Source organism: Streptomyces sp. DSM 116793 (assembly GCF_057320905.1).
Window position 1 is genome coordinate 4,229,879 of sequence record NZ_CM170494.1, and the last position, 11,742, is coordinate 4,241,620.

At 71.1% G+C, this 11,742-nt stretch carries 11 protein-coding genes; 5 read left to right on the forward strand and 6 right to left on the reverse strand.

The genetic code is table 11. The annotated features are described in order from the left end of the window. Window positions 1–744 precede the first annotated feature (744 nt). Together ACSMXW_RS16290 and clpB are read right to left on the reverse strand one after the other, a co-directional pair. Entirely contained in the window at window positions 745–1,272 is a 528-nt protein-coding gene (locus ACSMXW_RS16290) for a type III secretion system chaperone family protein (protein ID WP_485807229.1), read from the reverse strand. A 390-nt stretch (window positions 1,273–1,662) separates the two neighbouring features. Continuing rightward, window positions 1,663–4,296: an ATP-dependent chaperone ClpB gene (gene clpB, locus ACSMXW_RS16295; protein ID WP_485807231.1), complete on the reverse strand. Its 2,634-nt coding sequence runs from the start codon at window positions 4,294–4,296 to the stop codon at window positions 1,663–1,665. A gap of 207 nt (window positions 4,297–4,503) precedes the next feature. Here clpB and ACSMXW_RS16300 point away from each other — a divergent pair, with 207 nt between their 5' ends. Then, the gene (locus ACSMXW_RS16300; RefSeq protein WP_485807233.1) at window positions 4,504–5,058 is read left to right on the forward strand and encodes a pyridoxamine 5'-phosphate oxidase family protein; all 555 of its coding nucleotides are present in this window, start codon (window positions 4,504–4,506) and stop codon (window positions 5,056–5,058) included. Window positions 5,059–5,373: 315 nt separating this feature from the next. On the opposite strand, the gene ACSMXW_RS16305 is transcribed toward ACSMXW_RS16300, so the two are convergent. Together ACSMXW_RS16305 and ACSMXW_RS16310 are read right to left on the reverse strand one after the other, a co-directional pair. Beyond that, the gene (locus ACSMXW_RS16305) at window positions 5,374–5,712 is read right to left on the reverse strand and encodes a hypothetical protein (protein WP_485807235.1); all 339 of its coding nucleotides are present in this window, start codon (window positions 5,710–5,712) and stop codon (window positions 5,374–5,376) included. Next, the gene (locus ACSMXW_RS16310) at window positions 5,709–6,020 is read right to left on the reverse strand and encodes a hypothetical protein (RefSeq protein ID WP_485807237.1); all 312 of its coding nucleotides are present in this window, start codon (window positions 6,018–6,020) and stop codon (window positions 5,709–5,711) included. The genes ACSMXW_RS16305 and ACSMXW_RS16310 overlap by 4 nt, the downstream gene beginning before the upstream one ends. A gap of 206 nt (window positions 6,021–6,226) precedes the next feature. Between ACSMXW_RS16310 and ACSMXW_RS16315 the strand changes: the two genes are divergently transcribed. From ACSMXW_RS16315 to ACSMXW_RS16330, 4 genes are all read left to right on the forward strand, one after another. Next, on the forward strand, window positions 6,227–7,210 hold the full coding sequence (locus ACSMXW_RS16315) for a helix-turn-helix transcriptional regulator (RefSeq protein ID WP_485807238.1): 984 nt from the start codon (window positions 6,227–6,229) through the stop codon (window positions 7,208–7,210). Between the two features lie 155 nt (window positions 7,211–7,365). Next, window positions 7,366–8,346 carry a helix-turn-helix transcriptional regulator gene (locus tag ACSMXW_RS16320; protein WP_485807240.1) on the forward strand — a complete coding sequence of 327 codons (981 nt, stop codon included), beginning with the start codon at window positions 7,366–7,368 and terminating at the stop codon, window positions 8,344–8,346. Between the two features lie 452 nt (window positions 8,347–8,798). Continuing rightward, window positions 8,799–9,680 carry a helix-turn-helix domain-containing protein gene (locus tag ACSMXW_RS16325; protein WP_485807241.1) on the forward strand — a complete coding sequence of 294 codons (882 nt, stop codon included), beginning with the start codon at window positions 8,799–8,801 and terminating at the stop codon, window positions 9,678–9,680. Between the two features lie 10 nt (window positions 9,681–9,690). Then, on the forward strand, window positions 9,691–9,882 hold the full coding sequence (locus ACSMXW_RS16330) for a DUF397 domain-containing protein (RefSeq protein ID WP_485807243.1): 192 nt from the start codon (window positions 9,691–9,693) through the stop codon (window positions 9,880–9,882). A 183-nt stretch (window positions 9,883–10,065) separates the two neighbouring features. On the opposite strand, the gene ACSMXW_RS16335 is transcribed toward ACSMXW_RS16330, so the two are convergent. Together ACSMXW_RS16335 and dnaJ are read right to left on the reverse strand one after the other, a co-directional pair. Continuing rightward, the gene (locus ACSMXW_RS16335; RefSeq protein ID WP_485807245.1) at window positions 10,066–10,509 is read right to left on the reverse strand and encodes a heat shock protein transcriptional repressor HspR; all 444 of its coding nucleotides are present in this window, start codon (window positions 10,507–10,509) and stop codon (window positions 10,066–10,068) included. A gap of 3 nt (window positions 10,510–10,512) precedes the next feature. After that, a complete protein-coding gene (dnaJ, locus tag ACSMXW_RS16340; protein ID WP_485807247.1) occupies window positions 10,513–11,691 on the reverse strand; it encodes a molecular chaperone DnaJ in 1,179 nt (392 codons plus the stop codon). Between the last annotated feature and the right edge of the window lie 51 nt (window positions 11,692–11,742).

The window sequence follows — 11,742 nt, forward strand, 5'->3', positions numbered from 1 at the left end:
CCGTCGGACCCGGCCACCAAGTCACCACCCTCAGATCACACCACTGGCCCACGCTTCTCCGGCGCTCTCAGCATGTGACAGAGCGCCGCCCGTGCCTAGGTGGGCTTTTGGTCATGGTGCACCAAGGGCACACGGGCGCCGCCACGGCCCAGGACACCCGGGAAGGGGCGGGAGCCCGGGGACGGAGCGGGGAGAGCCCGGAGACCTCCAGGGGCGCGGGGCACGCCCGGAACCTCAGCGGCACGCGGAACACCCCGGAAACCCTCACGGGCACGGAGAACACCCCGGAACCCCTCACGGGGCGCGGAGAACACCCCGGAACCCCTCACGGGGCGCGGAGAACGCCCCGGAAACCCCTCAGGGGCGCGGGGAACTGCGCGAACGGCCACGACGAAACCCGCAGACCGCCACCGGCCCCACGGTGCAGCCTCTGCCGCATCCGGCCAGGTCCGATACACAGGGATCCGGCCAAGGACCGACGAACGAGAGGCCGGCCGCAGGCCGCCGACCAAGCCCGGCGAGGACGGGCTGACGGACAAGCCCTGCGAGCCCGGCGAGGGCGAGGCCGACAGGCGGGCCCGGCCAGGGCAAACCGACAGCAAGCCCGGCGATGGCAAACCGACAGGCAAGCCCGGCCAGGGCGAACCGACGGCCAGGCCCGGCGGGGGCCAAGCAGCGAGCCCGGCCGCAGGCCGGCGGACGGCCGGCCGCGACCCCACCGGCTCCCCGCGCCCCACAGGGGCGCTACTCCGACTCCTCGTCGCCCGACGCGGAGTCGATGTCCTTCTCCAGGCCGAACTCCTCGACGAACCAGCGGTCGAACTCGATCGCGGCCCGCACCCAGCTCACCGTGGACGACACGAAGTGCTCCAGGCTGACGCCCGTGCCGATCAGCATCTGGGCCTCGCCGATGAAGCGGACCGTGCCGTCGTCGTGGGTGTGGCTGTAGACCTTGGGCCACAGGGTGCGGCGGTTCCAGTCGTCGACGGCCTCCAGGAGCTGGGGCTTGTCGTCGATCTTGTGCGGGCGGTCATAGAACGTCCGGACCGAGAAGACCTGCTGCTCGCCCTCGCCGCGGAACATGAAGTACGTGCGGAACTGCTCCCACGGCGCCGCGAGGTCACCCTCCTCGTCGACGACGTACTTCAGCTCCATCTGGTCGAGCAGCTGTTTCACCAGGTCCTGGTCGGGGATGACGGGGCCCGCCGGTCCCTGGGGCTCAGGCTCGGGCTTGTCCCCGAAGTTCGGAATCGAGGACGGGTCGATGCTCACCGTGATTTTCCCTTCGTAGGTTCCGCCATCCTCCCCCATACGCGCCGGGTGCCCGCAACCCCCGCCCCTGGAACAGCTCCGCTTTCAGCTTTCAGCACACCCCCGGGCCGCCGTCCGGTGGACGGCGGCCCGGAAAGGGGCGCGGGGAACGGCGCGGGCAACCACCCGCCGACAGTGTGGTCCCGAAACGGCAGAGGCACCCCCAGGACGGGGTGGCCGAAGGCGACCGAACCGGCCGGAGGCCGGGGGAGCCGAGAGGCCGGGGGAGCCGAGAGGCCGGGGGAGCCGAGAGGCAGGCCGGGGCGGCCCGACACCACGCGGCCCGGCCCCGACACCGACACCGACACCGGCACCCGGCACCCGGCACCCGGCACCCGGCACCACCGGCGCCTACAGCTCCTTCTTCAGGCTCGTCACGTCGTCCTTCGCATATGCGGGCCCCACGATGAGCCCGTCCCCGAACGCATCGACCCGGACCGTGTCCCCGTCCTTCACCTCACCGGACAGGATCGCCTTGGCGAGCCGATCGCCGATGGCGGTCTGCACCAGGCGGCGCAGCGGGCGCGCACCGTACGCCGGGTCGTTGCCCTCGTCGGCGAGCCAGACCAGGGCCTGGGGGGTGACCTCCAGAGTGAGCCGCCGCTCGGCGAGGCGCGCCGCGAGGCGGTCGATCTGGAGCTGGGCGATCCTGCTCAGCTCGTCCTTGTCCAGCGCCGAGAAGACCACCAGCTCGTCGAGCCGGTTGATGAACTCGGGCTTGAACGAGGCCCGGACCACCTCAAGGACCTGCTGCTTCTTCTCCTCCTCCCCGAGCACCGGGTCCACCAGGAACTGGCTGCCCAGGTTGGAGGTGAGCACCAGGATGGTGTTGCGGAAGTCGACCGTCCGGCCCTGGCCGTCGGTGAGCCGGCCGTCGTCCAGCACCTGGAGGAGGATGTCGAAGACCTCCGCATGGGCCTTCTCGACCTCATCCAGCAGGATGACCGAGTACGGCCGCCTGCGCACCGCCTCGGTGAGCTGGCCGCCCTCCTCGTAGCCGACGTACCCGGGCGGCGCGCCGACCAGGCGGGCGACGCTGTGCTTCTCGCTGTACTCGCTCATGTCGATGCGGACCATCGCCCGCTCGTCGTCGAAGAGGAAGTCCGCGAGCGCCTTGGCCAGCTCGGTCTTGCCGACGCCGGTGGGGCCCAGGAAGAGGAACGAGCCGGTGGGCCGGTCGGGGTCGGCGATGCCGGCGCGGGTGCGGCGCACCGCGTCGGAGACGGCCCGCACGGCCTCGCTCTGGCCGATCAGCCGCTTGCCGATCTCCTCCTCCATGCGCAGCAGCTTCTGCGTCTCGCCCTCCAGGAGGCGCCCCGCGGGGATACCGGTCCAGGAGGCGACCACGTCCGCGATGTCGTCCGGGCCGACCTCCTCCTTGACCATGGTGTCGTGTTTCCCGAGAGAAGCCGCCTCCTCCTCGGCCTCCGAGGCGGCCTCCAGGTCGCGCTCCAGGGCGGGGATCTCGCCGTACAGCAGCTTGGACGCGGTGTCGAAGTCGCCGTCGCGCTGGGCGCGCTCCGCCTGGCCGCGCAGCTCGTCGAGCTTCTCCTTGAGCTCACCGACGCGGTTCAGGGACTGCTTCTCCTTCTCCCAGCGGGCGGTCAGGTGCCGCAGCTCCTCCTCCTTGTCGGCGAGGTCGCGGCGCAGCCGCTCAAGGCGCTCCCTGCTGGCCTCGTCCGTGTCCTTGCCGATGGCCATCTCCTCCATGCGCAGCCGGTCCACGCCGCGCTGCAGCTCGTCGATCTCGACGGGCGAGGAGTCGATCTCCATACGGAGCCGGGACGCGGCCTCGTCGACCAGGTCGATGGCCTTGTCCGGCAGGAAACGGGAGGTGATGTACCGGTCGGAGAGGGTGGCGGAGGCGACCAGGGCGCTGTCCGCGATCTGCACCTTGTGGTGCGCCTCGTAGCGGCCCTTGAGGCCGCGCAGGATGGCGATGGTGTCGGCGACGGTCGGCTCGGCGACCAGCACCTGCTGGAAGCGGCGCTCCAGGGCGGCGTCCTTCTCGATGCGCTCCCGGTACTCGTCCAGGGTGGTGGCGCCGACCATGCGCAGCTCGCCGCGGGCGAGCATCGGCTTGAGCATGTTCCCCGCGTCCATGGCGGAGTCGCCGCCGGCTCCCGCGCCGACGACCGTGTGCAGCTCGTCGATGAAGGTGATGATACGGCCGTCACTGTCCTTGATCTCGGCGAGCACCGCCTTCAGGCGCTCCTCGAACTCACCGCGGTACTTGGCGCCCGCGACCATCGCGCCCAGGTCCAGCGCGACCAGCCGCTTGTCCTTGAGCGACTCCGGAACGTCGCCCTTGACGATGCGCTGGGCGAGGCCCTCGACGACGGCGGTCTTGCCGACGCCGGGCTCGCCGATGAGCACCGGGTTGTTCTTGGTGCGGCGCGACAGGACCTGCACCACGCGGCGGATCTCCTGGTCGCGGCCGATGACCGGATCGAGCTTGCCCTCCCGGGCCGCGGCCGTGAAGTCGGTGCCGAACTTCTCCAGGGCCTTGTACTGGCCCTCCGGGTCCGGTGTGGTCACCCGGCGTCCTCCCCTGTTCCTCTGGAACGCGTCCAGCAGCTTCTCCGCGCTGCCGCCGTGCTGCCGCAGCACCTCGCCCGCCTGGCCGCCCTTGGCGGCGATGCCGATCAGCAGGTGCTCGGTCGACAGGTAGTCGTCGCCCAGTTCCTTCGCGCGCTCCGCGGCGTCGGCGAGCACGGCCAGCATCTCGCGGTTCGGCTGCGGGGGTGCGACGGTGGAGCCCGTGACGCTGGGCAGCGTGGCGAGGGCGCGCTCGGTGGCGGCCCGCACCGCCGCCCGGTCCGCCTCCACGGCGGCGAGCAGATCGGTGACGTTCTCGTTGTCCTGGCCCTCCAGGAGGGCCAGCAGCAGATGTACGGGAGTCAGGTCCGGGTGCCCGTCGGTGACGGCGCGCTGGGTGGCCGCACTGATCGCGTCCCGGCTTCTGTTCGTCAGCTCGGCGTCCACGTCTGCTGTTCCTTCCTCGCTTCTGGCTCGGCTGTCTCGTCTGGCTCGCTCTTGTCGCTCTGCCGTCCGCGGGCCCCCGGGTCCGGGCCACCCCCGGCCATCATTCTGACTCGCATAGCGTACACAAAGTTGAGTCTATTCCACTCAAGGACGGGACGGGAGGGGGCGGCCGCCGAACCGTGCACATCTGTGGATAGGTTCCGGGCCATGGCCTCCCACCGGCACGACCCGTGTGCCCCCTCCGCGTCGTACCTCGCCTTCTGGCGCGAACGTCATCTGTGCACCCTGACGACCCTCCGCCCGGACGGCACGCCCCATGTGGTGCCGGTCGGGGCGACGTACGACCCCGAGGCGGGGCTCGCCCGGGTGATCGCCTCCGGGACGAGCGCGAAGGTGCGGCATGTGCGCGCGGCGGCGGCGCGCGTGGACGGCGCGCGGGGCGGTACGGGCGCCGCCGGTGGGGGCGCCTCCGGTGGGGACGCCGCCGGTGCGGGCGGGCCCGGTGCCGGCGGGTCCGGTCCCCGCGGGCGCGGTGGCGACGGTTCCGGGGCCGGCGGGCGCGGTGGCGCACCGGTCGCGGTGTGCCAGTTCCAGGGGCGGCTGTGGGCCACGCTGGAGGGGCTGGCTGTGGTCCGTACGGAGCCGGGGCTGATCGCGGACGCGGAGCGGCGGTACGAGGAGCGGTACGGGCGCGCGCCGCGCCCGAACCCACGGCGCGTCGTCATCGAGATCGCCCTCACGGCGGCCCTCGGCAACTGCTAGCCGACCCGGCGGGCGGACCTGGCGGCGGGGGCGGCGCCCCGGCCCACCTCAGGGGCGCGGGGAACCGCGTGCCCGGCCACGACGGAACCGCCAGGTCGCCACCGTGCCGGAGGGGCAGTTCCTGTCGCCTCCGGACCACCGGCCGGTGGGGGCTGCCCGCACGGTTCCCCGCGCCCCTTCCGGTGTGCCGCCCACCGCGAGGCGGGGCCACCGGGAGTACTGAAAACTGCAGCGGCGCCACCGTGTCTCAGGTCCACGGTGACGCCGCTGCGGGGGGGAAGTGCCTGCGCGATCTACAACGACGGGGGAATCGCGTCAGGCACTGCGGGGGGTGGCGGAAATAGTCTGTGTCGCTCCGGTTACTTCGTGCTCCACCCCATGGGTGTCGCGCTGGTCGAGGTTGACGAAGATCATTCCGTACCGCACGGCACACCGCACGGGCCGGGGCGCGCCGCGCGGGCGGCGCAGGCACCGGTAGGCCCGGATGTCGTCGTCCCCGTCCCGGGCCACGACGACCGGCTCACCGAACAGCGTGACCATCAGCGAGTCGCCGGGATGCGGGATCGCCGTGACGAGGTCGATGAAGTGCCACCCGGAGCGGTAGGCGGTGGCCATCTCGCGCCGGAAGGAACGATCGTCGGGAGGGGTGGTCATGCGTTCACCGAACCGGTGGAGTTGCCCCAGCCGCTGTCGTAGGCCACGGCGTCCGTGCTGCCCCAGCCGCTGTCCGCGGGTGCGACACCCCAGCCGCTGTCGGCCGGGGTCGTCTCGACGCGCATGCCCCAGCCGCTGTCCGCGGGGAGCGCCCGGACAACGTTGCCCCACCCACTGTCCGCGGGCGTGGCACCCCAGCCGCTGTCGGCGGGGAGAACGTGGAGACCCCAGCCGCTGTCAGCAGGAGCCGCCTGTACCGAACCGGCGCCGACCTGGCGCGCCGGAGCCTTGGCCTGGGAATCACCCACGACACTGAGTGCCCCAAAAGCCACGACCGTGGAGAAAGCGGTCGCAAGTACCCCGCGAAGCAATCTCGTGTACATAGTCGGCTTCGTCCTCACTTGGTGAAGTCATCTCCCCCGGTGCAACAAGACGATGGCTCATTCAGGCACGTCAATGCCACAGGAGCGATGCATCATGTTCTTGCACGTTCAGGACCCTGGGGGGTGGAGAAATGCCTATTACTTCCACAAAGCCGACACATCCCCACTCGCTGGCCGAACTGTGCGACGAGGGGGCGCAGCTCTACGCGAGCGCACTCAGCGCCGGTCGCATCGCCCGGGCGGAGGTGGAGGCGGCACCCTGCCTCCTCGACTTCGCCCTGCTGCACCCGGATCCGGACGATCCGAACTGGCTGCGCCCCGTGCCGCCCTCCGTGGCCCTCGCCCAACGGCTCCACCCCCTGGAACGGGAGATCCTGGACAAGCGCCGGCTGTCCATCGAACTGACCGAATCATTCGAGCCTTTCATGGCTCTGAGCGCCCAGACCCCCGCGCCCACCCACTCGATCACCGTCCTGGAGGGCCTGGACCGCATCAACGCAGCTCTGAACCTGGCCACGGCCGAGTGCAGAACGGAGATGCTGACGGTCCAGCCGGGCGGCCGGCGCAGTGAGCACATACTGAATCAGGCCTTGGAGCGCGACCGCCCGTTGACGGCCCGCGGCGTCCGTATCCGCACCCTCTACCAGCACACCGTCCGGCACAGCCAGGGCACGCTGGCCTACGTCGACCAGATGGCCGACGGCCGGGTGCAGATACGCACCCTGGAGGAGCTCATAGAGCGCCTGATCATCTGCGACGACACCGTGGCCTTCATCCCCGCGGGCGACCAGCCCGACTTCGCGCTGGAGCTCCGCCACCCCGGCCTCGTCAGCTACCTGATCAAGGTCTTCGAGCAACTGTGGCGACGCGGCGTCCCCCTGCTGGAGGAAGTGCCGTACGATCCCACGCCGGACGGCATCACCGGCGTCCAGCGGACGATCGCCAAGCTCCTCGTCGAGGGGCATGTCGACGAGGCCATCGCCCGGCGTCTCGGCATGAACGTACGCACGTGCCGGGCGCACATAGCGAAGCTCGCCGCCGCCCTCGGCAGCGGCAGCAGAGCACAGCTCGGCTACCTCATCGCACGATCGGGGATCCTGGAGAACGACCAGTGACCCCCGCCCGGCCGCGACGGCGGGCGCCCCGCTGCCGTTCACGACCGCCGGTGGCCCACGGCCGGCCATGACGACCAGCGGCCCACGAGGACCGGAGAGGCGGCCCTCCGCGGGCCGGTGACCGGCCCGTGCACGTCCCGGCAGGAGAGCGGTCCGTGACCGAGCAGAGCCATCCGCACACTCCCGGCGAGCCGGTGTGCGCGGCGGGTATGGACCTGTACACACGCGCCCTCCGGGAGGGCCGCGTGCCCCTGGCGGACGCCGGCACCGCCCCCTGCGCCGTCGAGCTGGGCCTGCTCTACCCGGACGGCGAGGGCATGCGCTGGCTGCGCCCCACCGCCCCCTCACTCGCGCTGCCCCGGCTGCTGCACACCTTCGAGGCCGACATCGAGCGCCGGCGGCGCAGCGAGATGGCGCTCGCCGAGGCGTTCCAGCCGCTCATGGCGATCGCCGCCGAGCAGGCCCTGGTGCAGGACCAGGCCGCGATCACCGTGCTGCGGGGCCTCCAGCCGATCAACGCGGCCATCAGGCAGGCCACGTACGAGTCGTCCGAGGAGGCCCTCACCGTGCAGCCCGGTGGCCGGCGCCCGCCCACCCTGCTGAGCCGGGTGCGGCCCGGCGAGCAGGCGCTGCTGGACCGCGGCGCCCGGATGCGCGCCCTCTACCAGCACACCTCCCGGCACTCGCCCGAAGTCCTCGCCCACTACGAGCAACTGCACGGCGACGTGCAGGTGCGCACCCTGAACGAGGTCACGGAGCGCCTGGTGATCTTCGACCGCCGGGTGGCCTTCGTGCCGGCCAACTCCGACCGCAGCGCCGCCCTGGTGGTCCGCCACCCGGCGCTGGTCACCTACCTGGCCACCACCTTCGACCGGTTATGGGACCTCGCCACCCCCATGTGGCCGAGCACCGCCCCGCGGACACCCGCCGTGGGGGGCGTCACCGCCCGGCAGCGCGCCATCGCCGCACTGCTGATCGAGGGCCTCACGGACGACAAGATCGCCCTGCGCCTGGCGATGAACGTCCGCACGGTGCGCGTGCACATCGCCAAACTCGCCGGCATCCTCGGCACCAGCAGCCGCGCCCAGCTCGGCTACCGCATCGGGCAGTCGGGGATCCTGGAGCAGGACGTCTAGCCACGGGCACGGGGCACGGGTACGGGGCACGCACACGGGACACGGGACACACAGACGGGCACGCACGCACACGGGACACGGAGCCGCGGACGCGGGGACGCCGGATGCAGTGGCAACGGGCGAAGTGCCCGGGCAATGCGGCGGAGGCGGGAGGGCGGTGTTCCGGTTGTGCCGCGGGAGTCAACGAGATGTGCGCCGCGGGAGGGCACGCCTCCACTGCCGTGCACACCTTCAGTGCCCCGGCCCGTCGTGCTGAAGCGGAAACGGCGACGTGGCAGGGTGGCGCCCCGCACGGAGCGGCGCCCGTCCCGCCGCCCGCGCCCGGGGGCGGATTTCTTCGGCGCACCGACGCGCATCCGGCGGCGTTTATTTTGTGCACGCCATTCACACGGATCGGTGGACGAACTCCCCCACCCCCGGGAAAACTCTGATCGACGGACAAGGAGTACCCCGTGGGATTGCGCAGCACCATCAGCGAGCGTCAGCGACGTCTTGGTTTCGAGCTGAAACATCTACGTGAACAGGCCGGGTTGAGCGCCGCCGAGGCCTCAGAACGGATCGGGATGGGCCGCGCCCAGCTCAGCCAGATCGAAACCGCGAAGACGACGATCCTGACCGAGCGGCTCAGGGCCCTCTGCGACCTTTACGGATGCACAGATAAGGCCTACGTGGATGCGCTGGTGGCCATGTCGGAAGCTTCGGGTAAGGGCTGGTGGAGCGCGTACAAGCGGTCCATGGTGACGGACGCCCTCAGCCTCGCCGAACTGGAGGCGAACGCTGTGGAAGTGCGAATGCACCAGTCGCTCTTCATTCCCGGACTCTTCCAGACCGCCGGGTACGCCCGGGCCATTTTCAACAGCCCGGGCCTTGGTTTCGACAATTTCGAGGCGCCTTTGCGGTTCCGTATGGAACGGCAGCGGATTCTCACCGGCGAGAATCCGCCGCGGGTACGGGCCGTCATCCACGAGGCGGCGCTGCGGATACGCTTCGGCGGCGCCCAAGTGGTGCGGGAGCAACTGCTGCGGCTGGTCGAGCTCTCCAAGTTGCCCAACGTGACGATCCAGGTCTATCCGTTCAGCGCCCAGGCGTACGCCGCCATCAGCGGGAATTTCCTGCACATCATCCCCAGCAATCCCCGGCTGAGCACCGTGGCTCTGGAGCAGCCCATCGGCTACCAGTACCTCGGCGAGAGTTTCCATCTCGAACGGTACAGCGCGTTGTTCGACTTGCTAACCGAGAACGCCCTTGCTCCTATCAACGTATCGTCCGCGCCCGAGGCGCATTCGGTGAAGGATTCGCTCGCTCTTATCCAACACCTGCTCTACACGTTGTAGGAAGGCTCAGATGCCCGAACTCCATTGGCAGAAGTCGACGTTCAGCAGTGGCCCCCAGGGCGAGTGCCTGAATGTCGCCGTCGCCCCTGACGGAACGATACGCCTTCGCGAAAGCGACGCTCCGCGGACTGTGCTCATCGCCACGCCGCACGGACTGGCCGCGCTCCTGGCGGACATCAAGAGCGGCACGCCGCACGGTTGAGGCCGTTCCCCGCGCCCCCGGAGGGGCGCATCCCTGCACCCCGACGGCCAGGGCGCCCACCGAGGGGCGCGGGGAACGGCGCGACCCGCCACGGCGAACGGCGCACCCGGCCCCCGGAGGAGGCGGCCCGGTCGCCCGGGCCACCGGCGTGGTGATCCGGACGACCGCGCCCCGGCACCGGCGCTACTCGGACTTCTTCGGCCGCCACACGACCAGCGCACTGGTCTGCTGGACCTCCTGGTACGGCACGAGGTCCCGCCGGTACGAGGCGTGCACCGCCGCCTCCCGCTGCCGCATGGCCGCCGCCGCACCGTCGAGCGCGTCCTGAAGCTCCGCGACGCGCGCCTGGAGAGCGGCGACCTGGTTCTCCAGTTCGATGATCCGCTTGATGCCGGCGAGGTTGATGCCCTCGTCCTGCGACAGCTGCTGCACCTGGCGGAGCAACTCGATGTCACGGGCCGAGTACCGGCGGCCGCGGCCCGCGGTGCGGTCCGGCGACACCAGCCCGAGGCGGTCGTACTGCCGCAGGGTCTGCGGGTGCAGCCCACTGAGCTGGGCCGCCACCGAGATGACGTACACCGGCGTCTCTTCGGTCAGCTCGTACGGGTTTCGGCGACGGCCGTCCATGCGTCAAGCTCCCTTCGCGGCCTGGAAAAGCTCCGCCCGCGGATCCTCTCCCGCGGTGGCCTTGCGATACGCCTCCAGCGCGTCCCGCGCCTTGCCTGTCACATCCTTCGGTACCACGACCTCCACCGTGACGAGCAGGTCGCCGCGGGTGCCGTCCTTGCGGACCGCGCCCTTGCCGCGGGCGCGCATCGTACGCCCGTTGGGGGTGCCTTCGGGAAGCTTCAGGGTGACCGGGGGACCGCCCAGGGTGGGGACCTTCACCTCGCCGCCCAGCGCCGCCTCCGAGAAGGTGACCGGGACGGTGACGGTGAGGTTGTCGCCCCTGCGGCCGAAGACCGGGTGGGCGTCGACGTGCACCACGACGTACAGGTCGCCGGCGGGGCCGCCCCGCTCGCCCGGCGTGCCCTTGCCGCGCAGCCGGATCCGCTGCCCGTCCAGGACGCCCGCCGGGATGCGGACCTGCATCGTCCGCGACGACTTCGCGCGGCCCGAGCCCTTGCAGACGTCGCAGGGGTCCTCGGCGATGAGGCCGCGGCCCTTGCAGTCCACGCACGGGTCGGTGAGCGAGAAGCCGCCACCGCCGCCGCGGGAGACCTGGCCGGTGCCGACACAGGTCGGGCAGACGCGCGGTGTGCCGTTCTTGTCGCCGGTGCCGGAGCAGGCCTTGCAGGGGGCCTGGGACGACATCCTGAGCGGGACCGTCGCGCCGTTGATGGCCTCCGTGAAGCTCAGGGTGACCTCGGACTCGACGTCCTGGCCGCGCCGGGGCTGCACCCTGCCGCCCGCGGTGCCGGTGCCGCCGCGGTTGAAGAGCCCGCCGAAGACGTCGCCCAGGCCGCCGCCGAAGCCGCCGGCGCCACCGCCCGGGCCACCGCCGAAGAGGTCGCCCAGGTCGAAGTTGAAGTTGCCGCCGGTCCCGCCGGGGCCGGGGCGGAAGCCGCCGTTCCCGAACAGGGTGCGGGCCTCGTCGTACTCCTTGCGCTTCTTCGGGTCGCCGAGCACGTCATTGGCCTCGGAGATCTCCTTGAAGCGCTCCTCCGCCCTGGCGTTGCCCTTGTTGGCGTCCGGGTGGTTCTCCCGGGCGAGCTTGCGGTACGCCTTCTTGATCTCTGCTTCGGTGGCGTCCTTGGGGACGCCGAGGACCTTGTAGTAGTCCTTCTCAATGAAGTCCTTGGTGCTCATCCCCGGCGTCCCTCCTTCCTCTCGTCTGCTGCCCGATGCGCAGCAGTGTGC